Annotated in this window: 22 protein-coding genes; 13 read left to right on the plus strand and 9 right to left on the minus strand. The window is 55.9% G+C overall.

The window, feature by feature from the left end:
- The first annotated feature begins 2 nt into the window (after positions 1 to 2).
- Entirely contained in the window at positions 3 to 2,858 is a 2,856-nt protein-coding gene (gene uvrA / locus ACL2XO_RS26470) for an excinuclease ABC subunit UvrA (RefSeq protein WP_132924585.1), read from the plus strand.
- A 179-nt stretch (positions 2,859 to 3,037) separates the two neighbouring features.
- On the opposite strand, the gene ACL2XO_RS26475 is transcribed toward uvrA, so the two are convergent.
- On the minus strand, positions 3,038 to 3,694 hold the full coding sequence (locus ACL2XO_RS26475; RefSeq protein ID WP_413743114.1) for a TenA family protein: 657 nt from the start codon (positions 3,692 to 3,694) through the stop codon (positions 3,038 to 3,040).
- Complete coding sequence (locus ACL2XO_RS26480; protein WP_413741910.1) at positions 3,694 to 4,536, minus strand: BtpA/SgcQ family protein; 843 nt, start codon at positions 4,534 to 4,536, stop codon at positions 3,694 to 3,696. The genes ACL2XO_RS26475 and ACL2XO_RS26480 overlap by 1 nt, the downstream gene beginning before the upstream one ends.
- A gap of 28 nt (positions 4,537 to 4,564) precedes the next feature.
- Here ACL2XO_RS26480 and ACL2XO_RS26485 point away from each other — a divergent pair, with 28 nt between their 5' ends.
- Entirely contained in the window at positions 4,565 to 5,467 is a 903-nt protein-coding gene (locus ACL2XO_RS26485) for a PfkB family carbohydrate kinase (RefSeq protein WP_413741911.1), read from the plus strand.
- 131 nt (positions 5,468 to 5,598) lie between these two features.
- Here the strand turns inward: ACL2XO_RS26485 and ACL2XO_RS26490 are convergent, their stop codons facing one another.
- Positions 5,599 to 6,555 (minus strand): substrate-binding domain-containing protein, encoded by a 957-nt coding sequence (locus tag ACL2XO_RS26490; protein ID WP_413725994.1) that lies wholly within the window; start codon positions 6,553 to 6,555, stop codon positions 5,599 to 5,601.
- A 409-nt stretch (positions 6,556 to 6,964) separates the two neighbouring features.
- Between ACL2XO_RS26490 and ACL2XO_RS26495 the strand changes: the two genes are divergently transcribed.
- From ACL2XO_RS26495 to ACL2XO_RS26515, 5 genes are all read left to right on the plus strand, one after another.
- Positions 6,965 to 7,984, plus strand: a complete 1,020-nt coding sequence (locus ACL2XO_RS26495) for a LacI family DNA-binding transcriptional regulator (RefSeq protein WP_413741912.1) — start codon at positions 6,965 to 6,967, stop codon at positions 7,982 to 7,984.
- A 426-nt stretch (positions 7,985 to 8,410) separates the two neighbouring features.
- Complete coding sequence (locus ACL2XO_RS26500) at positions 8,411 to 9,157, plus strand: ATP-binding cassette domain-containing protein (protein WP_165934295.1); 747 nt, start codon at positions 8,411 to 8,413, stop codon at positions 9,155 to 9,157.
- Between the two features lie 22 nt (positions 9,158 to 9,179).
- Positions 9,180 to 10,178 (plus strand): ABC transporter permease, encoded by a 999-nt coding sequence (locus tag ACL2XO_RS26505; RefSeq protein ID WP_165934294.1) that lies wholly within the window; start codon positions 9,180 to 9,182, stop codon positions 10,176 to 10,178.
- Between the two features lie 5 nt (positions 10,179 to 10,183).
- Positions 10,184 to 11,263 carry a phosphotriesterase gene (locus tag ACL2XO_RS26510; protein WP_132924571.1) on the plus strand — a complete coding sequence of 360 codons (1,080 nt, stop codon included), beginning with the start codon at positions 10,184 to 10,186 and terminating at the stop codon, positions 11,261 to 11,263.
- Positions 11,264 to 11,422: 159 nt separating this feature from the next.
- Entirely contained in the window at positions 11,423 to 12,550 is a 1,128-nt protein-coding gene (locus ACL2XO_RS26515; protein WP_413741913.1) for a M20 family metallopeptidase, read from the plus strand.
- On the opposite strand, the gene ACL2XO_RS26520 is transcribed toward ACL2XO_RS26515, so the two are convergent.
- From ACL2XO_RS26520 to dnaB, 4 genes are all read right to left on the minus strand, one after another.
- Complete coding sequence (locus ACL2XO_RS26520; RefSeq protein ID WP_413725997.1) at positions 12,551 to 12,967, minus strand: secondary thiamine-phosphate synthase enzyme YjbQ; 417 nt, start codon at positions 12,965 to 12,967, stop codon at positions 12,551 to 12,553.
- A gap of 75 nt (positions 12,968 to 13,042) precedes the next feature.
- Positions 13,043 to 14,236 (minus strand): aromatic amino acid transaminase, encoded by a 1,194-nt coding sequence (locus tag ACL2XO_RS26525; protein WP_413741914.1) that lies wholly within the window; start codon positions 14,234 to 14,236, stop codon positions 13,043 to 13,045.
- 75 nt (positions 14,237 to 14,311) lie between these two features.
- Entirely contained in the window at positions 14,312 to 15,448 is a 1,137-nt protein-coding gene (gene alr, locus ACL2XO_RS26530) for an alanine racemase (RefSeq protein ID WP_413741915.1), read from the minus strand.
- Between the two features lie 17 nt (positions 15,449 to 15,465).
- Positions 15,466 to 16,872 carry a replicative DNA helicase gene (gene dnaB, locus ACL2XO_RS26535; RefSeq protein WP_132924563.1) on the minus strand — a complete coding sequence of 469 codons (1,407 nt, stop codon included), beginning with the start codon at positions 16,870 to 16,872 and terminating at the stop codon, positions 15,466 to 15,468.
- A 138-nt stretch (positions 16,873 to 17,010) separates the two neighbouring features.
- On the opposite strand from dnaB, the gene ACL2XO_RS26540 reads away from it, so the two are divergent.
- On the plus strand, positions 17,011 to 17,991 hold the full coding sequence (locus ACL2XO_RS26540) for a quinone oxidoreductase (protein WP_203523726.1): 981 nt from the start codon (positions 17,011 to 17,013) through the stop codon (positions 17,989 to 17,991).
- A gap of 287 nt (positions 17,992 to 18,278) precedes the next feature.
- On the opposite strand, the gene pspG is transcribed toward ACL2XO_RS26540, so the two are convergent.
- Together pspG and dusA are read right to left on the minus strand one after the other, a co-directional pair.
- Positions 18,279 to 18,497, minus strand: coding sequence for an envelope stress response protein PspG (gene pspG / locus ACL2XO_RS26545; protein WP_203523727.1), 219 nt, complete (start codon positions 18,495 to 18,497; stop codon positions 18,279 to 18,281).
- A gap of 163 nt (positions 18,498 to 18,660) precedes the next feature.
- Positions 18,661 to 19,728 carry a tRNA dihydrouridine(20/20a) synthase DusA gene (gene dusA, locus ACL2XO_RS26550; RefSeq protein WP_413741916.1) on the minus strand — a complete coding sequence of 356 codons (1,068 nt, stop codon included), beginning with the start codon at positions 19,726 to 19,728 and terminating at the stop codon, positions 18,661 to 18,663.
- 329 nt (positions 19,729 to 20,057) lie between these two features.
- On the opposite strand from dusA, the gene ACL2XO_RS26555 reads away from it, so the two are divergent.
- The 5 genes from ACL2XO_RS26555 (at position 20,058) to rcsA (ending at position 25,968) form a co-directional block, all read left to right on the plus strand.
- Positions 20,058 to 21,443, plus strand: coding sequence for an MmgE/PrpD family protein (locus tag ACL2XO_RS26555; protein ID WP_413741917.1), 1,386 nt, complete (start codon positions 20,058 to 20,060; stop codon positions 21,441 to 21,443).
- 72 nt (positions 21,444 to 21,515) lie between these two features.
- On the plus strand, positions 21,516 to 22,271 hold the full coding sequence (locus ACL2XO_RS26560) for an SDR family NAD(P)-dependent oxidoreductase (RefSeq protein ID WP_132924551.1): 756 nt from the start codon (positions 21,516 to 21,518) through the stop codon (positions 22,269 to 22,271).
- 40 nt (positions 22,272 to 22,311) lie between these two features.
- Positions 22,312 to 22,989, plus strand: coding sequence for an FCD domain-containing protein (locus ACL2XO_RS26565; RefSeq protein WP_203523731.1), 678 nt, complete (start codon positions 22,312 to 22,314; stop codon positions 22,987 to 22,989).
- Between the two features lie 67 nt (positions 22,990 to 23,056).
- Positions 23,057 to 24,439, plus strand: a complete 1,383-nt coding sequence (locus ACL2XO_RS26570) for an MmgE/PrpD family protein (protein WP_413741918.1) — start codon at positions 23,057 to 23,059, stop codon at positions 24,437 to 24,439.
- 872 nt (positions 24,440 to 25,311) lie between these two features.
- Positions 25,312 to 25,968 carry a transcriptional regulator RcsA gene (gene rcsA / locus ACL2XO_RS26575; protein ID WP_132924545.1) on the plus strand — a complete coding sequence of 219 codons (657 nt, stop codon included), beginning with the start codon at positions 25,312 to 25,314 and terminating at the stop codon, positions 25,966 to 25,968.
- Positions 25,969 to 25,973: the final 5 nt, after the last annotated feature.

A 25,973-nucleotide genomic window follows, 5' to 3' on the forward strand; every position in this document is an offset into this window, starting at 1 on the left:
GAATGGATAAGATCGAAGTTCGTGGTGCTCGTACCCATAACCTGAAAAACATCAGTCTGGTTATTCCCCGCGACAAGTTAATAGTCATTACCGGCCTGTCCGGCTCAGGCAAATCCTCACTGGCTTTCGATACCCTTTATGCCGAAGGCCAGCGTCGCTATGTCGAGTCGCTTTCCGCTTATGCCCGCCAGTTCCTGTCGCTGATGGAAAAACCGGATGTGGACCATATCGAGGGTCTTTCACCCGCCATATCCATAGAGCAGAAATCCACCTCCCATAATCCGCGCTCCACGGTGGGGACCATAACCGAAATCCATGATTACCTGCGCCTGCTGTTTGCCCGGGTCGGCGAGCCGCGGTGTCCCGATCACGACGTGCCGCTGGCGGCGCAAACCGTCAGCCAGATGGTGGATAATGTGCTGTCCCAGCCGGAAGGCACCCGTTTGATGCTGTTGGCGCCGATTGTGAAAGAACGTAAAGGCGAACACAGCAAAACCCTGGAAGGCCTGGCGACGCAGGGATATATCCGCGCCCGCATCGATGGCGAAGTCTGCGATCTGTCCGACCCGCCCAAGCTTGAACTGCAAAAGAAACATACCATTGAAGTGGTGGTGGACAGGTTCAAGGTGCGGGAAGATCTGGCCCAGCGGCTGGCGGAATCCTTTGAAACCGCCCTTGGCCTATCCGGCGGCACCGCCGTGGTGGCGGAAATGGATAATCCGCAAGCGGAAGAACTGCTGTTCTCCGCCAATTTTGCCTGTCCCATCTGCGGTTACAGCATGCCGGAACTGGAGCCACGCCTGTTTTCATTCAACAACCCGGCGGGTGCCTGCCCCACCTGCGACGGGCTGGGGGTGCAGCAATATTTCGATCCGGAACGGGTTTTGCAAAATCAGGAAATATCCCTGGCGGGCGGCGCCATCCGCGGCTGGGATCGGCGTAATTTCTATTACTTCCAGATGCTGCGATCCCTGGCGGCCCATTATAAATTTGATGTGGAAGCGCCATTCAATGAACTGGATAGCGATGTTCAGCAAAAAATCCTGTTCGGTTCCGGTAAAGAGACCATCGAATTCAAATACATCAACGATCGCGGCGACAGTTCGGTGAAACGCCATCCCTTCGAAGGGGTGCTGCCGAATATGGAACGCCGCTATAAAGAAACCGAATCCTCGGCGGTGCGCGAAGAGCTGGCGAAATATATCAGCAACCGCCCCTGCAACAGCTGCGGCGGCACACGCCTGCGCCGCGAAGCGCGCCACGTGTTTGTGGAAAACACCACGTTGCCCACCATTTCCGATATGGGCATCGGCCATGCGCTGAGCTTCTTTGATGAAATGAAGCTTAGCGGCCAGCGGGCGAAGATCGCCGAAAAAATCCTGAAAGAGATCCGCGATCGGCTGAAGTTTCTGGTGAATGTCGGCCTGAATTATCTCTCCCTGTCACGGTCGGCGGAAACCCTCTCAGGAGGGGAAGCGCAGCGTATTCGTCTGGCCAGCCAAATCGGCGCCGGGCTGGTGGGAGTGATGTATGTGCTGGACGAGCCTTCCATCGGTTTGCATCAGCGGGATAATGAACGGCTGCTGGAAACCCTGATCCACCTGCGCAATCTCGGCAATACGGTGATCGTGGTGGAACATGACGAAGACGCCATTCGCGCGGCGGACCATATTATCGATATCGGTCCGGGAGCAGGCGTGCACGGCGGGGAGGTGGTGGCTGAAGGCACCGCCGAACAGATTATGGCCAATCCGGCTTCACTCACCGGGCAGTTCCTGAGCGGGAAACGGGAAATCGCCATTCCCGAACGGCGGATCCCGGCGGACCCTACCCGGGTGCTGAAACTCATCGGCGCCCGCGGCAATAATCTTAAGGATGTCACCCTGACGCTGCCGGTGGGCCTGTTTACTTGTATCACCGGCGTGTCGGGTTCAGGCAAATCCACCTTGATCAACGATACGCTGTTCCCGGTGGCGCAGCGTCAGCTAAACGGCGCCACTACCACAGAAGTCGCGCCCTATCGCGATATCCAGGGCCTGGAGTACTTCGATAAGGTCATTGATATCGACCAAAGCCCTATCGGCCGGACGCCGCGCTCCAACCCCGCCACCTATACCGGGGTCTTTACGCCGGTGCGTGAACTCTTTGCCGGTGTGCCGGAATCCCGGACCCGAGGTTATACCCCCGGCCGTTTCAGTTTCAACGTTCGCGGCGGACGCTGCGAAGCCTGCCAGGGCGACGGGGTGCTTAAAGTAGAGATGCATTTCCTGCCTGATATCTATGTGCCTTGCGATCAGTGCAAGGGCCAGCGGTATAACCGGGAAACCCTGGAAGTGAAGTATAAAGGCAAAAATATCCATGAGGTGCTGGATATGACCATTGAAGACGCACGGGAATTCTTCGATGCGGTGCCGGCGCTGTCCCGTAAACTGCAAACCCTGATGGATGTCGGCCTTTCTTACATCCGCCTGGGGCAATCCGCCACCACCCTGTCGGGCGGTGAGGCGCAGCGCGTTAAACTTGCTCGGGAACTGTCGAAACGCGGCACTGGCCAGACGCTGTATATTCTGGACGAACCCACCACCGGGCTGCATTTCGCCGATATCCAGCAACTGTTGGAAGTGCTGCATCAGCTGCGGGATCAGGGGAATACCATCGTGGTTATCGAGCATAATCTGGATGTGATTAAAACCGCTGACTGGATTGTGGATCTCGGTCCGGAAGGGGGTAACGGCGGCGGGGAAATTCTGGTATCGGGTACCCCTGAAACCGTGGCGGCGTGCAAAGATTCTTACACCGCCCGCTTCTTGAAACCGATTCTGGACCGCAGGCACCATCCTATATCCAAAGCCGGCTAGGGGACGGGGTAAACGCTAACCGAATGCCGGCATGCTTTCCCTTTAACACGCTCGCTGCACGTTCGATGATCGCGGGCCTACCGTGGCATGGGGCGCTCCGCGGCCGACCAAGGCCGCTTCGCCCCCATTGCCGCGGTCTCCCTTTAACAGGTCCGCTTCACGCGCCGGCGATCGCGGGCTTAACCCGCCGGGCAATCCGCATAGGCCGCGCCGTGGAAATCAATTTCCCATTCCAGCACCTGCCGGTAGAGCGCGGACAGGCGCTGCTGTTCGTCTTTCGTCAAAACCGCCCCGCACTGATCGAGTTCTGCCTTTAACCAACGGGCCTGGGCGAAAAAGGTCTCTTCGGCATGCATCTCCACCCAGTGGCGGATATCCGGATCTGCTTGTTCGGACCTATACACCCGGCTGCACCAATGGTAATACATCCACTCGGCGCCGAACATCAGGGTGACGATATCGGCATAACCGCCTTCACGGGCCGCTGTCAGCATGCCGTCGCGAAAACGGCTCACCGCAGGGAGGTTGCGCTGATAGTCATCGGGATTGATGCCGCGCCGCGCCAGGACCTGTTCAAAATAGCCCATCTGGTCGTCCACCAGGGCGTTCAGCACGCCCACCAGCCAGCGCTGCTGGCGTATACCCGGCGCTTTGCTGACCGCCAGGGCGAAAATGCCGATGGCGGTGGCGACAAAATCGCCTTCGAACACCAGGTATTGGTTAAATACCCCGGTGGGCAATTTGTCCTGTTCGATATCGGTGACAAAACGATGCTGCTGCATGGCCTGCCAGGTGGCCTGATGTTCCGCCAGCAGACGGTCGCTGAAACTCTCCATCATTCCTCCAGTGCTGGCCGGGCCGCGGCCATAAAGTGTGTAACACGCTCCGGTTCCACTTCATTCCACCATACGCCGCCCACTTTTAAGGTGCTGGCGACAATAACGCCCTGGGTGCGCTGCAAAATCTGCTGGACGTTATCGGGCGTTACACCGGATCCCACCAGCAGCGGCAACGCGGTGGCGGAGCGGATTTCATCGATTTCTTCCAGCGTCGCGCTGTCACCGGTACGTTGGCCGGTGGCTATTACCGCGTCAGCCTGGAAAAAATCCACATCCCGGGTCAATTCCTGAATGGAGCGATCGGCGACAATGGCATGGCTGCCGTGTTTAACGTGGCTGTCGGCAAACACCCGGATATGTTCGGCCCGCAGCATGCTGCGATAGCGCAATGCTTTGGCCGCCGCGCCTTCAATAAATCCTTCATTGGCGATATAGGCGTTTGCCCATTGATTCACCCGGATAAAATCCGCTCCGCCCGCCAGCGCCGTGGCCAATGCAGGCAGCGCGGCGTTGGCCAGTACATTAATCCCAAGGGGCACGCCGAATTCATTTTTAATACGGTCGGTAATAACCGACATTAGCGCCGCGGTTTCCGGTCCGATATCTTCCGGTTTGGCAAAAGGAATATCGCCATGATTTTCGATAATTAATCCATGTACGCCGCCGGAAATATAATGCTTGGCATCGTACAAAGCGCGATCGATTATTTTTGAAAAAGGCTGACCTTGATATTGTGGCGTACCCGGAAAAGCCAGACAATGCACAACACCAATAACTGCTTTGCTCCTGGAAAATATATCTTGTATTGCACTAGGTTTTTCTGCTGATATAGAAGCCATCTTATTTCACCTTCTTAGGAATTACATTATGCACGTCTATGTCGTGGGTAATATGGGCGTCGACCAAACCTTTCTGATCGATGAACTGCCGGAAAAAGGCGTATCGATTCTTGGGCAAAGAATATCCCAGGATTTGGGCGGAAAAGGAGCCAACCAGGCCATTATTCTGGCCCGCTGTGGAATAAATACCACCTTGATTGCCGGCAGCGGTGACGATAGTCATGGAGCGTGGTGCCGCAATAAAATAGCGCAAGAGTCATTAGGCCTGTTTCCGACCCAACCCTTGGATTGCGCTACAGATACCTCCATCATTCTTAATAGCGCCGATGGCGATAATGCGAATATTACCACCACCACCGCAGCCGAGAGCTTATCCCTGGAGGACATCAAAACCGCCCTTGCCGCAGCGCAGCCGGGCGATGTGTTATTACAGCAGGGTAATTTCTCTGTCGAAAAAACCCGTGCCATTTTTGAATATTCCCGCAGCCGTAAGTTATTCAATGTCTTCAATCCTTCGCCGGTTAAGGCTCAGTTCGCCAAACTTTGGCCGCTTATCGATCTCGCGGTGCTCAACAGCGTCGAAGCCCGGCTGCTGAGCCAGGGCCGCCAGGAGCCGATGGCCGCGGCGCAGCAGTTGCTGAACGACGGCGTCGGCATGCTGGTGATTACTCTGGGCGCCGAGGGCGCGCTGCTGTTGGGCAACGGACAGCAACATCATGTGGACGCCGCCCCTTGCCGGGTCGTTGACACCACCGGCGCCGGCGATACCTTCCTGTCGGTCATGCTGGCCTCTTCACTGCGGCGCGGCGTTGCCGTGGACCCGCAGGCGCTGCGTCATGCCGTCGCCGCCGCGGCGATTACCATCGGCCGCAGCGGCACGTTAAGCGCCTTTCCTTCCCGGCAAGAGCTGGTCGGCTTGCTTACCTGTTAAAAAACTGCCCGGGCGGGACAGGAATGTCCCGCTGGGCTTGTTGACAAAGTGCCCCGCCAGTACAGGCCGCCAGACCGTAGCGATACGGTAAACCTGCCGTGAATACATACCTTTAGGCTCGATACGCGCCATTACTTGAATAATGGGCGGAACGTGTCGACATTGCTTTTGGTCACCACCGTGGCCGGTACCAGAATGTTTTTCTCCACCGTCTTGCCGGCGGTTACCGCGTTAAGGGCTTTCAGCGCTTCGGAGCCCATTTTTTCAGGATCCTGCTGCAATACCGCCGCCACATAGCCCTGATCGATGCCGGTGATGGCCTGGGCGGTCAAATCCCAGCCGAAAACCTTGATGTCCTTTTGGCGTCCCTGGTTAACCACTGCCGCCATCGCACCCAGTAATGCCGGTTCGCCGGTGGCATAGATCGCAGTCATATCAGGATTGCCGGTAATCAGGTTTTCCGCAGCGGTCAGCGCATCGTCCTGAATATTTCGGCCGTCCACCACATCAGCCACTTTAATCGCCGGATTGACTTTAATAGCGTCTTCAAATCCTTTTTGACGGGCATTTTGAATGGCCGAATTCAACGCACCGACAATCCCCACCTTGACCTTACCGCCCATATTTTTCTTAACATAGTCGGTAAAATAATCACCCAGGATGTGGCCGCCTTTAATATTATCCACGCCAACCTGTGATTTTTGCGGTCCGGCGGGTAATACGGCATCAATAGCGATCACGGGAATATGGGCATCCGCCGCTTCTTTGATGGCCGGCATAATACCGTTGACATCAATCGCATCAACAAGAATGCCTTTAACACCTTGTTGAATATAGTTTTCAATGGCGTCATTCTGCGCCACGGGATTATCGGTGGCATTAAAAACCACCAATGTTTTACCCGTTTCTTTTGCCGCTTCCTGTGCCCCTTTATTCATTAAATTAAAGAATAACGCTTGCTGATTAATCTGGACCAACGCATAGGTAGGCGCCGCGTCTTTTGCCGAAGATGCGCCGGTCATTAATGCTATTGCCGTCAATGAACAGGCTAGGGTGGAAATGAATTTCTTGCCGGTGCTGAATAACATACGGTTGTCCTCGTCAAGGAAAATAGTGCAAGCAAGATGCGGTGAGACCAAAAACCACGGTCTGGCATCAAGGATAATGTTGGCGGGACAAATATCGATAGGGCGAAAACACAGCAACGGGGATTGTTGAACCACCGTCCGGTGTCGCGGCTTTTTACTGTCGGATTCTGTTCCTAGCCTGTCCATGTAGGCTATTTGTCGGGCAGAGTCGGCAGGTTTGGGAATAATTCCCGGTAAACAGGTAATGCGGGTAAACTGCTATTTACAATTCATCGACAGCGAACTTTTGTCAAGCATTAATTCTTGGACCACAGCGTATTATAGGACAGACTTCCGATAAAAAGGTCTGTAACCCTCTGACGTAAATGTGTTAACAATAGCGCTGGGCAGAATGATTGTGGTGGTGCGGATGAATAAAAAAAGAGTGGTTCTTTCGGATGTCGCCAATTTAGCCGGCCTGTCCAAGGCCACCGTATCACGTTATCTCAACAACAGCATCGTCTTGCCGCAGGCGACGGTTCAGCGGATTGAAGATGCCATCGCCCAGTTGGATTATCGCGCCAACAGCCTGGCCCGACGTTTAAGCAAAGGCGGCAGCGAGACTATCGGCCTAGTGCTGCCGGATATTACCAATCCGTTTTTCGCCGAACTGGCGGACGCCGCGGAAGAAGCCGCTTCGGAGCACCACTACAGCCTGGTATTGTGTATTACCCGCAATAATCCGGACAAAGAGCGTCAATTTATCCGCTGGCTGGATACCTGCCAGGTGGACGGACTGCTGTTTACCACCAACCGGCCGGATAACGGTTTACTACGGGAAGAATTGGTGGGCCATCAGCGCATTGTATTGATTGATGAAGATATTCCAGGAAGCCTGGTGCCCAAGCTTTTTGTGGATAACGTGCAGGGCGGCATCCTGGCGACGGAGCAGCTCATTGCCGCCGGCCACCGCCGCATCGCTTTTGTCGGCGGGCCGGATGCGTTAATGAGCGTGCGGGAACGCCATGAGGGTTTCAGGCAGGCCATGGATCGTGCGGGACTGGCTTGCCCGCCCGAGCGGGTGCTGTACGGGGATTACAGCCGCGAATTCGGCCAGTCCGCCCTGCACCGTTTGCTGTCGCTGCCCGAGGCGCCCACCGCGGTGTTCGCCGCCAGTGACTATTTGGTGCTTGGCCTGCTGGACGGCCTGAGCCAAAGGGGATTGACGGCGCCGGAAGCCTTATCCCTGGTGGGTTTTGACGATGCCAGCTATGCCGAACTTATCACGCCGCGTTTATCCACCATCCGCCAGCCGGCTCGTTTGCTGGGGCGAACCGCCGTGGATATCATGATTAAACTGCTTAACGGCCGTGTGGATATCAATATCGAAACCCGCATTCCGGTGGAATGGGTCGGCCGCGATTCTGTGCGATGTTACCCGCCGGAGTAAATTTTTTGCACCATTTTTGCGCGGCAATGCACAAAAATGCGGCATTGATGAGCATGTAAAATTTTTTAGCCAGCGCTGGCGGATACCCGCTGCTTAAAAATCGCTTATTTTTTATCCCTTAATTATCAGAATATTAGCAACGGCTTTTTTCTCATCTCTGCGGGATTACTCGCCACCATGGCATGAAAACTGCTTTAGACTTCTTGGCGATACAAATATCCACGACGCGATATAGGCAAGTGGAATGGCAAAAAGCGGATTTCCGCTGTTTTGGTAAACCGGTTTACAAAGGAATTGCGAGCCGAAAACAGCGGGAATTCACCGATGCCGGCATAACGTCCCTTTCGGGGGACGGTATGCGCTTCATCTTTTATGAGCAGAGGTATATCAATGGCTGGAGCACAAAACGTATCCCCTCGGGTCGAAATGGTGGATATCACCAAGACCTATGGATCCATCCGCTCGCTGCGCGGGGTCAACCTGAGATTGGCTCCCGGAGAAGTATTGGGGCTGGTGGGCGACAACGGCGCCGGCAAGTCCACGCTGACCAAAATACTGTCCGGCGCGGTGGTGCCAACCAGCGGCGCCATCCGTATCGACGGCCAGGAAATGGCCTTTACCTCCCCGGCGGACGCGCGGCGTTGCCATATTGAAATGGTTTACCAGGACTTGTCGCTCTGCGACACGGTGGATGTGGCGGGTAATCTTTTTATGGGGCGTGAACCGCAGACCCGCTGGCTGGGCATCCCGTTTCTTGATGAAAAAACCATGCATGCCCGGGCGCGGGAGATGCTAAAAGGATTGGGTATATCCATCCCGGATACCCGTTTGCTGGTGCGTAACCTCTCCGGCGGCCAGCGGCAGGCCATTGCCATCGCCCGGGCGGCGGCCTTTGAACCCAAGGTGCTGATTATGGATGAACCCACCGCGGCGCTGGCGGTGGCCGAAGTGGAGGCGGTGCTGGAATTGATAAAGCGCGTCAGCGCCCGCGGCGTCAGCGTCATCCTGATTACCCATCGCCTGCAGGATCTTTTTCTGGTCTGCGATCGCATCATGGTGATGTACGAAGGCACCAACGTCGCGGAGCGCCAGGTGGCGAATACCAGTTTATCGGATATCGTCAATCTGATCGTCGGCGAGAAGTTCGAGGCGCACTCCGCCCGCGCCCATTAACGGGGATCCCCGCATGAGTATTATGAATATGTCTAATAACCGTATGATTCAGCACTCGCTGCCGAGACGCATTTTACATAACCACTCCGGCGTGGTGAGCATCGCGCTGTTTTGCCTGTTTTGCTGTGTAGTCTTTGCCTTGATAACCGATGATTTCCTCAGTGGCCCCAACTGGCTCAATATCATCCGCCAAAGTGCGCCGTTGCTGATTGTCGCCACCGCCATGACCCTGGTTATCACCACCGGCGGCATCGACCTTTCGGTGGGCTCCATTCTGGCGCTGGTGGGGGCGTTATCCGCCATTGCCTTGAACAATTGGGGATTGCCCTGGCCGGTGGTATTGGTGGGCGGTCTGGTGCTCGGCGGATTGATTGGTTTGCTCAACGGCTATTTCATCGCCTATGAAGGCATACCGGCGTTTATCGTCACCCTGGCGACATTGGCGGTGGTGCGCGGCGTCGCTCTGCTGATTACCCAGGGTTATTCAATCCCGATTCCCGCCGACAGCCCGTTTACGCTGTTGGGACGCGCCTGGGTGATCGGCCTGCCCCTGCCGGCGATATTAGGGGTATTGGTACTGATTTGCGGCCATATCCTGCTGAACAATACCCGTTTTGGCCGCTATGTCACGGCCATCGGCGCCAATACCGAAGGGGTGCGGCGCTCCGGGGTCAACACCCGCGCCACGACAATGTGGGTCTATGTTCTCAGCGGCATGAGCGCCGCCCTGGCCGGGATGATCATCACCGCGCGGCTGGGTAGCGGCTCCTCCAACCAGGGAGAGGGATTTGAATTGCAGGTCATTGCGGCGGTGGTGCTGGGCAGCACCAGTCTGTTCGGCGGCTTCGGCACCATTATCGGCACTCTGCTGGGGGCGCTGTCCATCGCGGTAATTCAAAACGGCCTGATTTTATCGCACATTTCGCCGTTTTTTACCCAGATAGCCACCGGCACCATTATTCTGCTGGCCATCTGGCTTAACACCCGTATTTTTAACCCGGCCCGGCCCATCAAAGGATAGACGCGATGCAAAGTTCAATTTTCCGCCATGCGGATCCCCTGCCGCTGGGGGTCGCCAGCGGTTATGTGATGACGGTGCTTGGTCCGCTGCCGGTTGACCGGATGGGCGTGACGCTGATGCACGAGCATATTCTGCTGGATGCCTCCGGTAAATGGGTACCCCCCTGCTGCTGCAGCGACAGGCATCTGGCGGAGATGCCGGTAAAAATGGAAAACCTCGGCGAGCTGTCCCTTAATCCCTTGTCCAGCCGGGACAACTGCCAGCTGTTCGATCCGGAAGTGGCGACGGAAGAGTTAATGAAATTCCGTGCGTTAGGCGGGGAAACGGTGGTGGATCCCACCAATATCGGCATTGGCCGCGATCCCCTGGCTTTGCAGCGGATTTCCCGTTTGACCGGTTTGAACATCGTCATGGGCACCGGTTTTTATCTGGAGCCGTCCCACCCCGCCTACGTGAAAACGAGCTCGCTGGAACAGCTCGCCCAACAGATGATTTACGACGTCGGCGGCGCCGAGGAAAAACCCCAGGTGATTGCCGGTCTGATCGGTGAAATCGGCATTTCGTCGGCCTTTACCGCCGACGAGGAAAAGTCGCTGCGTGCGGCGGGCCGGGCCAGTGCCGCCACCGGCGTCCCCATCGAGGTGCATCTGCCGGGCTGGGAGCGGCTGGGGCATCGGGTGCTGGATATATTGCAGGACGAAGGCGCCGACCTGCGCCATACCGTACTGTGCCATATGAATCCCAGCTTCGCCGATAAAACCTATCAGCGCGACCTGGCCCGGCGTGGGGCATTTCTGGAATACGATATGATCGGCATGAGTTATTATTATGCCGATGAATCCGCCCAATCTCCCTCCGACGAAGAAAACGCCCGCGCTATTCGGGAACTTATCGACGATGGCTTTTTAAACCAGATTTTAATGTCCCAGGACGTCTTTCTCAAAACCATGCTCACCCGTTACGGCGGTCACGGCTATGGCTATATCCTGCGGCATTTCGTCCCACGGCTGCGGCGCCACGGCGTAACCGGCGAACAGTTGGAAACCCTGATGATCATGAATCCCCGGCGGGTCTTTCAGCGTTAAGCCGTCGTCGGCTTCGGCCGGGAACGCCCGGTCTATCGCAGACGGGTATTGCGCCTATATCCGGTGTTTCGCCGCCAATATGGTCAGCACCGCCAGTAGGCAGGCGGTTCCCGGCATGACATCAAGCGTTGTTAAAATGACTTACGTTGAGGTAATGCGATGAACGCCGCTGAAGACGCCATTACGCTAACACGCGCTTTGCTGCGCTTTGATACCATCAATCCACCCGGTGACGAATCCCTCTGCATGGCGTTCCTGGCGGACTATCTGCAACGGCACGGCTTCGAAATCCAATTGCGGCGCTTCGCTGATAAGCGGTACAACTTGCTGGCACGCATGGACGGCAAAGACAAAGATGCCAGGCCCCTGGCTTTTACCGGCCATCTGGACACCGTGCCCTTAGGGAACGCTCCGTGGCGGCATGATGCATTCGGCGGCGAAATAGTCGACGGTAAGCTGTACGGCCGCGGCGCCAGCGACATGAAAGCGGCCGTCGCGGCCTTTACCGCGGCCTGTATGCAACATCAACAGGCAATACGGACCGGAAACGGCGTACTGCTCATGCTGACCGGCGGCGAAGAGACCGGCTGTGACGGCGCACGGGCGCTGTTAGAGGATGCCGGGGTCGTTTTGCCGCCGGTGAAAGCGTTGATCGTCGGCGAACCCACGTCCAACTACCCTATTATCGGCCATAAGGGCGCTTTGTGGCTGCGCTGCGAAACCCAGGGCAAAACCGCCCACGGCGCCATGCCGGAGCTGGGGATTAACGCTATTTATCTTGCCGCCGAGGCCATCGGCAAGATACGTAATTTCGAACCGGGCGCGCCGCATCCGCTAATGAAGCAACCGACGCTGAATGTCGGCACCGTCAGCGGTGGACTGAATATCAACTCGGTGCCGGATCGCTGTTCGTTTGACGTGGATATACGTACCGCCCCCAATCTGCAGCATGGAGAGATACGGCAGCGCCTGGCCGCCATGGCCGGGGAACAGGTGCGGCTGACTACCCTGGTGGATTTGCCCTCGGTACTCACCGAGCCGGGAGACCCCTGGATAAAGCAGGTATTCCAGTGCTGCCGGCCGCTGCACGACGGGCCGCTGGAACACCGGGTTGTGCCCTATTTTACCGATGCCTCGCTGCTGCGGGACGCGCTCGGCTCGCCGCCCTGCATTATTCTCGGGCCGGGCGAACCGGCCATGGCGCACCAAACCGACGAATATTGCCTGGTGGATAAGCTGCTGCAATCGGTGGATTTATATGGGGAAATAATCAACCTCGGCGGGTGATCATTCTCCCTGCAGGGTGGCGATAACCTTGCGATTGCCCCCATGGTGGCGATGTTCTCCCAGCCAGATGCCCTGCCAGGTCCCCAGTATTAATTTCCCCCGGCTGACGGGGATGGTCAGCGACGCGCCCAACAGCGATGATTTGATATGGGCCGGCATGTCGTCAGGTCCTTCATAATCATGTTGATAGGAGGCATTTTCCGGCACATGGCGCAAAAAATGGCTCTCCATATCGGCCCTGACGGTAGGGTCATAATTTTCATTCAGCGTCAGGGAAGCCGAGGTGTGCTGCAATAACAAGTGCAGCAGGCCGATATTCACCTCGGACAGATGCTCCAGTTGGCCGACTATCTCATCGGTGACCAAATGGAACCCGCGCTTTCGCGCTGCCAAGATCAACGTTTGCTGATACCACATGATGCCTGCTCCTCTTCTATACCCCTAAGTATAGGGTATCGGTGTCAGGCGGAGTACCAAGCAGGCCCCCCGGAATCAGCTCACCGCCGCAATCGCCTGCGCCGCCCGCTGCACGTTATCGCCGTTCAGGCCGGACAGGCACATGCGGCCGGAGGCTATCAGGTATACGCCGAATTCTTCCCGCAGCCTGTCCACCTGCGCCGGACTGAGGCCGGTATAGCTGAACATGCCGCGCTGGCGCAAAAGATAATTGAAATCATGGCCCGGCAGGGAGACTTTCAGCGCCTCCACCAGGCTGTGACGCATGCTGAGAATACGTTCCCGCATGGCGGCGACCTCTCCGCGCCATAAGGTATACAAAGCTGGATCGTTCAAGACTTTCGCCACCACCTGGGCGCCGAAATTCGGCGGGCTGGAATAGTTGCGGCGCACCGTCGAGGTTAATTGTCCCAGCACCCGTTCAGCCTCGGCGGCGCTGTCGCAAACCACCGACAGCGTCCCTACCCGCTCCGCATACAGGGAGAAGATTTTCGAGAACGACTGGCTCACAAGGCAAGGCAGTCCCAGCCGGGCCATTTCCCGCACCGCATAGGCGTCGTCGTCGAGACTCGCGCCATACCCTTGATAGGCGATATCCATGAAAGCGATGAGATCCCGTTGTGCCACCGTCTTGATAACCTGATCCCACTGTTCATGGGTCAAATCGGAGCCGGTGGGATTATGGCAGCAGGGATGCAGCAATACGATGCTTTTGGCCGGCAGCGATTGTAAACAAGCCAGCATGGCGGTGAAATTTACGGCCAGCTTGCCACTGTCAAAGTAGGGATAATAATCCACCTTGAAACCGGCGCCGGAGAAAACCGCCACATGGTTTTCCCAGGTGGGATCGCTGACATAAACCGTCGAGTCCGGAAAATAGGCTTTGAGGAAATCCGCGCCGATTCTCAGCGCCCCGGAGCCGCCCACCGTTTGGATGGTGGCGATACGGGCGGCGTTGCGCATCGGGTGATCTTCACCGAACAGCAAAGCCTGGCTGGCGCTACGATACGACGGCAGGCCCGCCATCGGCAGATAACCCGCGCCCTGTTTCGGCATGGCATCCAGCAGGGCTTCCGCCTTGGCGACCGCCTGCAGTTGGGGAATGATTCCCTGCTCGTTATAATAAAGCCCGATGCTCAGATTCACCTTGTTTGGGCGCGGATCCAGTTTATAGGCTTCCATCAGCGACAGGATCGGATCCCCGGCATAAGCATCAACATGTTGGAACACGGTGTAAATCTCCTGGTATTGTGGGTTCAGGGGTAAAGCCCTGCCTCCACACTACCAAATAAATTTCATTAGCTGTTAGCTGGAATGATTAAAAATTGAAGCAGCGCTGCCTTTTGCCAGGGTTTCCGCCGGCTCGCTCTCAATATATTCAATATCCACGCGGGAAGTCAGCTTGGTGACGAGCTCATAAGCGCTGATGCCGCTGGCGGCGGCCACCCGTTCCACCGGCAGCTCCGGGCCCCATAAAACCACGCGATCGCCCACGCGCTCGCGGCTGTCCGGTCCCAGATCCACCACCAGCATGTCCATGGAGACCCGTCCCGCCAGCGGCACTTCGCGGCCGTTGACCCAGACCGGTGTGCCATTGGGGGCGCTGCGGGGATAACCGTCGCCGTAACCGAACGCTATCACCCCCAAACGGGTATCCCGGGAGCTGACCCAGATACCGCCGTAGCCGCTCGCTTCACCGGCCCGATGGTTGCGCACGGCGATAAGGGAAGAGGTCAACGTCATGGCGGGCCTGAAGCCAAAGTCAGCGCCGATGCCGGCGCCGGGGGACACGCCATACAGCACAATACCGGGACGAACCCAGTCGCGGTGGGAGTCGGGCCAATACAGGATCCCGCCGGAAGCGGCGATGGACTGCATGCCCGGTTTGCCCTGTGCAAAGTTGTCAAAACAGGCTAATTGCCGGGGGGTGGCATCCGCCTGCGGTTCATCGGCACGGGCGAAATGGCTCATGATATTAACCGGCCCCAGCACATTGCGGCACGCCGCCAGGCGGGCATAAAATTCCTCCCCCTGCAGCGGCGAGACGCCCAGACGGTGCATGCCGGTATCCAGCTTCATCCATACCCGCACCGGCGACGCCAGGTTTGCCTGCTCCAGGGCCAGCAATTGCTCCGGGCTATGCACGGCGGTTTCGATGCTAAGCTCGGCCAATAGCGGCAATTCATCAGCGTCGAAAAATCCTTCCAGCAGCAGAATCGGCTTGGTAATGCCGGCGCTGCGCAGCGCTAATGCCTCGGCGAAACGCGCCACACCGAAGCAGTCCGCGTTATCCTGCAGCGTCAGTGCGGTTTCAGGCATACCGTGCCCGTAGGCATTGGCCTTTACTATCGCCACGACCCGGCTGTGGGGCGCCAGCCGGCGCACCTGCTGCAAATTATGCCGCAAAGCACGCCGGTCAATAACGGCAATGGCCGTTTTCATTATCCTTGTCCTGGTTATCAATCATCATCATATTGCGGCCCGGCATAACTGTCGAACCGCGACCACTGCCCGTTAAACGTCAGCCGTACCGTGCCGATGGGGCCGTTACGCTGTTTACCGAGAATAATTTCCGCAATGCCTTTCTGATCGCTGTTTTCGTGATACACCTCGTCACGGTAGATAAACATGATCAAATCGGCATCCTGCTCGATAGAACCTGATTCACGCAAATCGGAGTTTATCGGGCGTTTATCCGCGCGCTGCTCCAGACCGCGGTTAAGCTGGGAGAGGGCCAGCACCGGTACCTGCAGCTCTTTTGCCAGCGCTTTGAGGGAACGGGAGATTTCGGCGATTTCCAGCGTCCGGTTATCCGATAGCGCGGGTACGCGCATTAATTGCAGATAGTCAATCATGATCATGCTTAAGCCGTCATGCTCACGAAATACCCGCCGGGCGCGTGAACGCACGTCGCTCGGGGTCAGGCCGGACGAGTCGTCGATATACATATTATGCTTTTCCAGCAGCAGCCCCATGGTGCTGGAAATACGCGCCCAATCCTCATCATCCAGCTGGCCGGTACGGATCCGGGTCTGGTCAACGCGGGACAGCGAGGCCAGCATACGCATCATAATCTGGTTGCCGGGCATTTCCAGACTGAAAATCAGCACCGGCTTGTCTTCGGTCATGGCGGCATTTTCGCACAGGTTCATGGCGAAGGTGGTTTTACCCATGGACGGGCGCGCCGCGATGATAATCAAATCGGATTTTTGCAGACCGGCGGTCTTTTTATCCAGGTCGTGGTAGCCGCTGGAGACGCCGGTCACGCCGTCATGGGGTTTTTGATACAGCTGCTCGATGCGCGCCACGGTATCTTCCAGAATACGGTCGATGCTTTTCGGGCCTTCATCTTTACTGGCGCGATTTTCGGCAATCTGGAAAACCCGTGATTCCGCCAGATCGAGCAGTTCTTCACTGCTGCGCCCCTGGGGATCGTAACCCGCATCGGCAATTTCATGGGCGACGGCGATCATTTCCCGCACCACCGCGCGTTCGCGGACGATATCGGCATAAGCGGAAATATTGGCGGCGCTCGGCGTGTTTTTCGACAATTCCGCCAGATAGGCAAAACCGCCCACCGAATCCAAGTCCCCTTTCTGCTCCAGGGATTCGGAAAGGGTGATGAGATCGATAGGCTTATTCAACTCCATCAGGCGCTGCATTTCGCCAAAAATCAGCCGGTGCGGGCGGTTGAAGAAATCTTTGACGGCGACGCGTTCGGCGACGTTGTCCCAGCGTTCATTATCCAGCATTAAGCCGCCCAACACCGACTGTTCCGCTTCCAATGAATGGGGGGGAAGCTTGAGACCTTCAACCTGACGGTCCTGCGAGAAGTTTGTTTTGTTAGCGGTTTTTTTTTCTGACATGTGATAATGACTTTGCCTGAGAGAAGCGACCTGGGTGAAGACGCATTGTAACGTTGATTGTCGCCAAATCCTATGCGGCTTTGCAATCGGGCGGTAAGGGCTTATGGTTATTTAAGACTTTCCACGAGAGGAACAGCTATGGTTAAGCGCATTCAATTCTCCGCCACCGGCGGTCCGGATGTATTGGAATACACAGATTTTACACCAAAAGATCCGGGTCAGGGCGAAGTTCAGGTTGAAAATAAGGCAATAGGTATCAATTTTATCGACACCTATATGCGCAGCGGCCTTTATCCGGCGCAGCTGCCTTCGGGCTTGGGGACGGAAGGCGCGGGGATCATCACAAAAGTCGGCCCCGGAGTGACCGGGCTGCATGCCGGGGATCGGGTGGTCTACGCCCAGGGTCCCTTGGGAGCCTATAGCGAAATACATAACGTCCCCGATAAGAATATCGCCGTCCTTCCCAACGCCATTTCCTTTGAACAGGCCGCGGCGTCCTTTCTTAAAGGATTAACCGTATATTATCTCCTGCACCAGACCTACGCGGTTAAACCGAATGAAATTTTCCTGTTCCACGCCGCGGCCGGCGGCGTAGGCCGGATTGCCTGCCAGTGGGCCAAGGCGCTGGGAGCCAAGATGATAGGTACCGTGGGTTCGGCGCAAAAGGCCGCCCTGGCCAGGGAGGCCGGCGCCTGGGAAATCATCAATTATCGTGAAGAGAACGTGCCGGAGCGTGTTGCGGCGTTGACCCATGGTGAAAAGGTCAATGTGGTATACGACTCGGTAGGGAAAGATACCTGGGAAATCTCGCTGGACTGCCTGCGTCGCCGGGGCCTGATGGTGAGTTTCGGCAACTCTTCCGGGCCGGTGAGCGGCGTAAACCTGGCAATCCTCAACCAGAAAGGGTCGCTGTATGTCACCCGTCCGTCCCTGAACGGCTACATTACCAACCGGGAAGAACTTAAGCTTGCCAGCAATGAACTCTTTTCCATGATCGCCAGCGGCGCAATTAAAATCGACGTGCCGGAGCGGCAAAAATTTCCCCTGGCCGAGGCACAGCGGGCGCATCGGGCGTTGGAAGGACGTGAAACCAACGGCTCCTCCCTGCTGATTCCCTGATCGTTGAGAGACGGGCTTCCTTGCGAAAGCCCGTCATTTTTCACTGCATGTGATGCTGCTGTAGGTAGGGACAGAACGGCAAAACACCGGAAACTGCCGCTAAAGCCGCTATTATTTTCCGATGTGGATGAAATGGCTGATAACCAGGGTGCATCCTATCAGCAGATATAAGTAAAAAATATCGATAATAAATACAAGGTGTAAAAAAGACGAAAAGATGTGATCAACCCTGCATTTTTGGGTTCGGCGACCTGGCAACCCGCCGCCGGGTGGGGATGATGACTATTCTAATAGCGGGGCAACCGCGGCGGCTTAACGGCGCGCCATACCCAGGCCACCACCAGCGCCAGCAGTAACCATGGCAATAATTTTATCGCCATGACAAACAGACCGGCAAACATCATGATAAACGTCCCCACGGCCAATGCGGCAAGAACGCCCAGCACGGAAATCCCGGTCAGCAGCAGCATCAAAAAGAATCCGATGACAAAGAAAATTTCCAACATGGCAGACTCCTGAAATAGGGGATAAGTCCCGCGACTGTCTCAATGACGCCTTTAACTATTACAAGAGCTTTATTACAAAATCCATGCCAACAAATATATTTTATAACCCATTGTTTTATAATAAATTTCCATCACATTATTTAGAATGGATCGGCCATTTTTACTATTTTTTAGTCAATTCCGCCATCTCTTCCCGCACACCCGGTGCAATCACTTTGGCGAGCGCCTGCTCAACCACCGCCACGCCCGCTCCCGGCTTATGGGCATTTTCGCTTAAATGGCGGCGCCACTGCCTGGCGCCCGGTATGGATTGGAACAAACCGAGCATATGGCGGGTGATATGGCCCAGATAGGTGCCGCGGGATAACTCAAGCTCTATATAGGGTAACATGGCCGCTACAACGTCGGTCATGTCATGATAGGGATCTGTGCCACCAAATAGCCTGCTGTCGACCCGGGACAGGAGCGACGGATTTTGATAAACCTCGCGACCCACCATTACGCCGTCAAGCCATTGCAGATGCTGCTCCGCCTGGTCCAGGGTTTTGATGCCGCCGTTAATGGCCAGCGCCAGGGCGGGGAAATCCCGCTTCAGCTGATAGACGCGATCGTAGTCCAGCGGCGGAATATCGCGGTTCTCCTTGGGGCTGAGACCCGTTAGCCAGGCCTTGCGGGCATGGATGATAAAGGTATCGCAACCCCCTCGCTCGGCAACGGTCTGAATAAACTCGCACAAAAACCCGTAGCTGTCCTGCTCATCGATACCGATACGGGTTTTCACCGTCACCGGGATCGACACCGCGGAACGCATGGCGGCGACGCAGTCGGCGACCCGCACGGGCTCCGCCATCAAGCAAGCGCCGAAACGCCCGTTTTGCACTCGATCGGAAGGGCAGCCGACATTGAGATTGATTTCGTCATATCCCCGCTGTTCAGCCATACGGGCACACTGCGCCAACGCCTCGGGTTCACTCCCTCCGAGCTGCAAAGCCAGCGGATGCTCCGTCTCGTTGTACGCAAGATAATCCCCTTTGCCGTAGAGCAGGGCGCCGGTGGTCACCATTTCGGTGTAGAGCAGGGTATGCCGTGTCAACAGACGTAAAAAATACCGGCAATGGCGATCGGTCCAGTCCAGCATGGGCGCGACGGCGAAGCGCTGGGAGGAAAATCGAGCCGCTTCCGATTGTAACCGGCCGTCGGAAGGCAATGGGGATATAGAATTATCGAGCATTTCGGACCATTTATCGTATTGGTTGTAACGGCACCCCGGCCACCCTTGAACAAGGCCCGTGGGGTAAAAATTCAAAGGGCATGATAGCATATAAAAGCGCCCGGCCGCCGCCATTACCATGGCCTCGCCTTTTGCATCATGTTAACGCGTTTCACTACCCTACCCTGCAATTTACATTCTTTCCTAAAGTCAATCCGTTGTTTTTCCCATTAACGAATATCTGATCCAGGTAACAGAATTGGAAAATGTACTTTACAGAATAACCCATACCATCGAATATTGTCGACAATATGCAATACAACCATTGATTTGTTTACTGGGGAGCGTTTATGTCTTTACCCGATTCTCAACAGGCATCGAACACGTCCGATAAAGGCGTTACCCGCGCGCTGGCGCGCTATCTGGTGACATCCAGGCCCAGGGATTTACCGGAAAATGTCCGCGCCCATGGCATCAGTTCTTTCGTTAACTGGCTAGGGTGCGCCGTGGGAGGGAGCCGTCATCCGGCGGTGGATATCGCCTATGCTGCGCTCTCTCCTTTTGCCGGAACGGAACAGGCCGCCCTTCTGGGACGAAATACGCGCACGGATATCATAACAGCGGCATTGCTCAACGGCATCGCCTCACACGTTTTTGACTTTGACGACACCCATCTTAAAACCGTTATCCATCCCGCGGGGCCCGTGGCATCGGCCATTATGGCGCTGTCGGAATTCCGTGGCATCAGCGGTGCGGACTTTATCCATGCATTGGTGTTGGGAATAGAAACGGAATGCCGCATCGGTAACGCGGTTTATCCGGACCACTATGATATCGGCTGGCATATCACCGGCACGGCGGGGGTGTTTGGCGCCGCGGCGGCGGTAGGAAAACTGTTGGCTCTGGACGAACAGCAAATGGTATGGGCGCTGGGTCTGGCCGCCTCGCAACCCGTTGGGCTGCGGGAAATGTTCGGCACCATGACCAAAAGCTTCCATCCGGGGCGGGCGGCGCAAAACGGCTTAACCGCCGCGTTGCTGGCGGCAAAGGGCTATACCAGTTCGGAACAGGGCATTGAAGCGAAACGGGGCTGGGCCAATGTCACCAGCACCCACCGCAACCTGTCGGAGATAACCGGCGGATTTGGCGAGCGGCACGAAAGCCTGCTGAATACCTTTAAGCCTTTTGCCTGCGGCATCGTAATCCACCCGGTGATTGACGGCTGTATCCAGCTACGCAGTGAATACGCTTTGCAGGCCGACGAGATTGACAGTATAGAACTGCGCGTCCATCCGCTGGTGCTGGAATTGACCGGCAAGCGCACACCCAAAACCGGTCTCGACGGTAAGTTCAGTGTCTATCATTCCGCCGCTGTGGCAGTGATTCAAGGGCGCGCGGGCGAAGCGCAATACAGTGACGCGTCGGTACGGGATGAACATACCATCGGGTTGCGCGATAGGGTCAATGCCGTCATCGATCCCTCACTGGACAGCGATGCCGCCCATATCGTTATCCGGCTTCACAACGGCCAACGCCTTGAAAAACACGTCGACCATGCTATAGGCAGCGCGGCGAAGCCAATGACCCGGCAGGATCTGAATACTAAATTTACTGACCTGGTGGCGCCGATATTGGGACAAGATCGCGCCGCCATCCTGTTGCGGGCATGCTGGGACGTCGAGTCCTGCCGCAATATGGCGGAACTGTCGGCCATGACCCAAGAGGGCGGGCGCTGAGCCGGTACTACTCTTGTACTTAGGCAATGTCGGCGAACGTATCATCAGTGATGAAATAGACGGAGGCAATGTATGTCCGCAGAACTGAGTGGACGGGTAGCGGTGGTGACGGGCGCGGCCCGCAATATTGGCCGGGCAATGGCCCTTGAGCTGGCGGCGGCGGGCGCAGCCGTTGTAGTCAACGCCAAACAATCCGCTGACGCGGCCGCCGGGGTGGTTGAGGATATAGAACGTCAGGGCGGGCAAGCATTGCTGCACCTTGCCGACATCAGCGGGCCCGAGGGTGCGCAAAGCCTGATGACGGCGGCATTACACCGCTTCGGCAAGATTGATATTCTGGTAAATAATGCCGCCATACGCCGTGAAGTCCCTTTCGCGCAGTTGGACTGGACGCAATGGCGCGAGGTACTGGCGGTGATACTCGATGGCGCTTTTCTATGCGCAAGCGCGGCCTTGCCGGCGCTGCGGCAGGCCGGTGAAGGCACCATTATCAATATCGGCGGCATGTCCGCCCATGCGGGCTCCGCCGGCCGGGCGCACGTCATGGCCGCTAAAGCCGGCCTAGTGGGATTAACTCGCGCCCTGGCCCATGATTTAGGCCCTGACGGCATCACGGTGAACTGCGTGGTGCCGGGCATGATAAATACCGCCCGCGGCGCGGCGGCGGGCAATGCGGAGCCCGCGCACCATGCCGTTCACAGCACGCTATTGGGAAGACGCGGCACTCCCAAGGACATTGCGGATTTGGTGCGTTTTTTGAGCGGACCTCACGCCCGCTACCTCACGGGACAGGTCATTCACGCCAATGGCGGCGCGTTTCTCCCTTAAGTACCGTTAAATGTACCGATAATTCTTCACAGGCGAATTTATGTCTTATACAGCAGATTCCATCCAGGTATTACGTTCGGCGACCCTTTGTGACCTCGTGCAGGAAGAAATTCTGCGGCGGATTAAAACCCGGCAACTGGTGGCCGGTATGAAACTCAACGAAATGGAACTGGCCGAGCACCTGCAAATCAGCCGCAGTCCGGTCAGGGAAGCTTTCCGCGCCTTGGAAGAGGCCGGCCTGGTTTCACTGGAAAAAAACCGCGGCGCCTGGATCAGGGATATTTCCGAACAGGAAGCAGCCGAACTGTATGAAGTTCGCGCCGGCCTGGATGAAATCGCCGGTCGCCGCCTGGCGTCCATCGTTACCGAGGACCAATTGCAGGAATTGCATGGCGTGCTTGATCAACTGGAGGCCATTTCCCAGCATGACGATGTGAATAATTATTTTTTATTGAATATTGCCTTCCATGATCGGGTGGTGGAAATGGCCGGAAACGCCACATTACTTACGCTCTATCGCCAGGTTATCAACCGCATGCACTTAATCCGGCGTCAGGGCCTCGCGTTATCCGGCAGCTCCCAGGCGTCCCATGCCGAACACCGCATGATTCTGGCAGCGTTGGCGGCACGAGACCCGGATGCCGTTGCACACTCGATGCGTCAGCATATTCAACAAGGGTATCAGCGTGCCTGTAGCGCGCAAAACCGGGCGCTGTAGTCAGCCGTTGCCCTTTTGATCGAGCGAGATATCTTGCCGCCACCCTGCTCCGGGAGAAAAACACATTATGAACGATCGCCAACTGGATAAGAATAGTATTGCCGAGCAGCTTGCCCATTGGATCCTGGCGCAGGATGCCGGCGACTTTCCGCAAAAAACCATCGGCACCGCGCGCTTGCTGCTGATGGATGTGATGGGTCTGTGCATTGCCGCGCGACACGAGTATTACGTAGAGTCCGCCCTGGCAACGGCTGACGGTAACGGTTTATGTACGGCGCTGGGGCATCCCGGGGGGCTGACGGCCTATGACGCCGCCCTGGTGAACGGTACCGCGGCCCATGGTGAAGATTACGACGACACATTCGAGGGCGGCCCGGTTCACTCCGGCGCGGTGGTGGTGCCGGCGGTCATGGCGATTTGCGAGCGCGAAGGGCTAGCCGGAGAAGCGCTGCTACGGGGCATTGCCGTGGGGGCTGAATTAATGTGCCGTTTGAGCCTGGTGGCGCCGAAAGCCATCCATCGGGCGGGATTTCATCCCACCGCGGCCATCGGCGCTATTGCCGCGGCGGGAGCCGTTGCGGCGGCGCTGCGGCTAGACCACGGGCAAACGACGTCGGCCTTGGGGATTGCCGGCAGCATGGCGTCAGGGATTATTGAATACCTGGCCGAAGGCACCTCCACCAAACGCATGCATGCCGGCTGGGCCGCGCAATCGGGCATCCGCGCCGCCTTAATGGCCCGGGGCGGATTAGACGGACCGCGAACCGTGCTCGAGGGGCGCCATGGTTTTTTCCAGGCCTTCGCGCCTTCGGTAACCCCTGATTTCACCCCGCTCTTATCTGACCTTAATCAGCGCTGGCTAATGCAGTCCATCGCTTTCAAGCCTTATGCATGTGGCACCATGACCCAGCCCTATATCGATTGCGCCATCGCCCTGGCGCGCCGGAACATCAATCCCGGCGATATTCGCGACATCGTTTGCCGGGTCGGGGAGGGTACAGTACATCGGCTGTGGGAGGATTTGGCGGTCAAGCATCGCCCTCCCACCGCCTACGCGGCAAAATTCAGCACGCCGTTTTGCATGGCGGTGGGCTTTTTTGACGGCCGGGCCGGACTGGGACAATTCACGCCGTCACGGATTAACGACCCGGCGGTGCTGGCGCTGGCACAAAAAATCCGCTATGAAATCGACCCGCAAAACCCCTACCCGGCCCAGTTCACCGGCCATCTGCGGGCAACGATGAGCGACGGCACCGTTTATGAGCACGTTCAGCCCTGGATGCGCGGCGGCGCACAGCAGCCGCTGTCGCCGGAAGAGCTGGCGGAAAAATTCCGGGATAACGTCCGGCACGGCGGCTGGAATGACAGCCTGTGCGAGGGGATGCTCGCCCTGTTTCAACAGATATTTACTCAAACCGATATAAGATCCCTCGAACGGGGGAGAGTCTGATATTTTTGCAACAACGCCCTGGAGAAAGCCTGATATTTCTCCAACGGGCTTTCTCCTTGCTCTTAATGACGCTTAAAGAAGGCGGATATTGAGTTGAGCAAAAAAAAGGGCATATCGGCGATGGATACCTAAAAGACAGATACAAAAATATATCGCATCTCTTCTATGCCCTATAATAATTTTTAATCAAAAAGGCATCCGTTATTGATAAATTTATTTGCCCGTCAATAATCATAAGCATCACGCTGTCGAGTAGCAATGTTGATTTTTAACTGATTAAAAAAAGCAATTACCGGCGTATATCTCATCCTATTCCACTATTCCCACAGCGCCTTCTCCATGGCGTGGCATCACTCCTCTTCCGGCAAATAAGATCCCTGCCGTTTGCCGCCGGCCTTTGGCATGAAATCCAGCGGCGGCAATACCCTGCCAAGCGTTTTAAACGACCGGAGGTGCGCCGTGCGCAAACCGCGGTTTGGCAGCGAAGTATTAACATTCAATAGCTTTTTTTTGAAAAAAAACTCATTTTGTACCAAATAACTTATATTACGTCCCAATGGCTTCGATGGCGATTTACAAACTGGTCATAATCCTCTATCACATGGATTTAAGGCGTCGCCGTCTTCATTACTGAGTGAAAGGTTGAAGTATGATTATTTACAGCGTGCTTATCGCTTTTATGCTGCTGATTACCATAATCAGCCTGGCTCTGCATTTCAGGGAAAACAGAAAGAGAAAAATCATATTCAACCGAACAAGCAGCCGGTAAACAAATACCGAAGGCACTGTTTTCGTCTTCAAAGGGAATTTATAGAACGAACTAACGCATCCTTCCCCTATCAATAACCATAACTGTAGATATCGCGATTATTATGACAGTGTTTATTCTTGATCCATGCACATACACCAGATATGCGCTGAAAAGCTCTCTTGGCGCAAATGGTGTTAAAGGAAGTATTCGAACACTGGACAGTTTGTCAACATTGAGAAAAAAATGCGAAACAGCATCTCCTTCCATTATTTTTATCAATCAGAATTATTTTCAATATCAGCACAATAATGAGGAGCTCAAGACCGTCATAGAACAGCATCCGGCGACGCTCTTTTTTATCTTTATCGGTAATGAAAGCATAAAATTCTATGATTTTATCCCAATCAAAAAGAATGTCATTATCACTTCAAAATTTATCAAAATCAGCACTATCAATATGATTATCCGTTATTATCTCGATGTCAGAACATGGCTGGATGATAATAACAAACTTGGATTTTCCCCACTGCGCTTTAGTAAAACGGAAGCTGAAGTCCTCACAATGTGGATGTCCGGCTACGATACGTTACATATCTGTTCACATTTGCATATCAAAGAAAAAACCCTTTCCTCCCATAAGATAAATATCAAGAGAAAAACCAGGGCAAGCAACAAACAGGTTATCTATCACCTGATTACCATCGCCAATAGCGTTACGGAAGGCATCAACAGCCACCCTCCCCGGGAAATAAATATGTCGCCACGCCTGACAGCATAAAAGCT

This window comes from Sodalis sp. RH15 (assembly GCF_047324255.1).
In the GTDB taxonomy this organism is placed as follows: domain Bacteria; phylum Pseudomonadota; class Gammaproteobacteria; order Enterobacterales; family Enterobacteriaceae; genus Acerihabitans; species Acerihabitans ligni.

Coding starts and splice junctions, on each gene's coding strand:
- uvrA (WP_132924585.1), top strand. CDS start 3: ATGGATAAGATCGAAGTTCGTGGTGCTCGTACCCATAACCTGAAAAAC.
- ACL2XO_RS26565 (WP_203523731.1), top strand. CDS start 22,312: ATGTCTTATACAGCAGATTCCATCCAGGTATTACGTTCGGCGACCCTT.
- pspG (WP_203523727.1), bottom strand. CDS start 18,497: ATGTTGGAAATTTTCTTTGTCATCGGATTCTTTTTGATGCTGCTGCTG.
- ACL2XO_RS26490 (WP_413725994.1), bottom strand. CDS start 6,555: ATGTTATTCAGCACCGGCAAGAAATTCATTTCCACCCTAGCCTGTTCA.
- ACL2XO_RS26520 (WP_413725997.1), bottom strand. CDS start 12,967: ATGTGGTATCAGCAAACGTTGATCTTGGCAGCGCGAAAGCGCGGGTTC.
- ACL2XO_RS26515 (WP_413741913.1), top strand. CDS start 11,423: ATGAACGCCGCTGAAGACGCCATTACGCTAACACGCGCTTTGCTGCGC.
- ACL2XO_RS26560 (WP_132924551.1), top strand. CDS start 21,516: ATGTCCGCAGAACTGAGTGGACGGGTAGCGGTGGTGACGGGCGCGGCC.
- ACL2XO_RS26485 (WP_413741911.1), top strand. CDS start 4,565: ATGCACGTCTATGTCGTGGGTAATATGGGCGTCGACCAAACCTTTCTG.
- ACL2XO_RS26500 (WP_165934295.1), top strand. CDS start 8,411: ATGGTGGATATCACCAAGACCTATGGATCCATCCGCTCGCTGCGCGGG.
- ACL2XO_RS26505 (WP_165934294.1), top strand. CDS start 9,180: ATGAATATGTCTAATAACCGTATGATTCAGCACTCGCTGCCGAGACGC.
- ACL2XO_RS26480 (WP_413741910.1), bottom strand. CDS start 4,536: ATGGCTTCTATATCAGCAGAAAAACCTAGTGCAATACAAGATATATTT.
- alr (WP_413741915.1), bottom strand. CDS start 15,448: ATGAAAACGGCCATTGCCGTTATTGACCGGCGTGCTTTGCGGCATAAT.
- ACL2XO_RS26540 (WP_203523726.1), top strand. CDS start 17,011: ATGGTTAAGCGCATTCAATTCTCCGCCACCGGCGGTCCGGATGTATTG.
- ACL2XO_RS26475 (WP_413743114.1), bottom strand. CDS start 3,694: ATGGAGAGTTTCAGCGACCGTCTGCTGGCGGAACATCAGGCCACCTGG.
- dnaB (WP_132924563.1), bottom strand. CDS start 16,872: ATGTCAGAAAAAAAAACCGCTAACAAAACAAACTTCTCGCAGGACCGT.
- ACL2XO_RS26510 (WP_132924571.1), top strand. CDS start 10,184: ATGCAAAGTTCAATTTTCCGCCATGCGGATCCCCTGCCGCTGGGGGTC.
- rcsA (WP_132924545.1), top strand. CDS start 25,312: ATGACAGTGTTTATTCTTGATCCATGCACATACACCAGATATGCGCTG.
- ACL2XO_RS26495 (WP_413741912.1), top strand. CDS start 6,965: ATGAATAAAAAAAGAGTGGTTCTTTCGGATGTCGCCAATTTAGCCGGC.
- ACL2XO_RS26555 (WP_413741917.1), top strand. CDS start 20,058: ATGTCTTTACCCGATTCTCAACAGGCATCGAACACGTCCGATAAAGGC.
- ACL2XO_RS26570 (WP_413741918.1), top strand. CDS start 23,057: ATGAACGATCGCCAACTGGATAAGAATAGTATTGCCGAGCAGCTTGCC.
- dusA (WP_413741916.1), bottom strand. CDS start 19,728: ATGCTCGATAATTCTATATCCCCATTGCCTTCCGACGGCCGGTTACAA.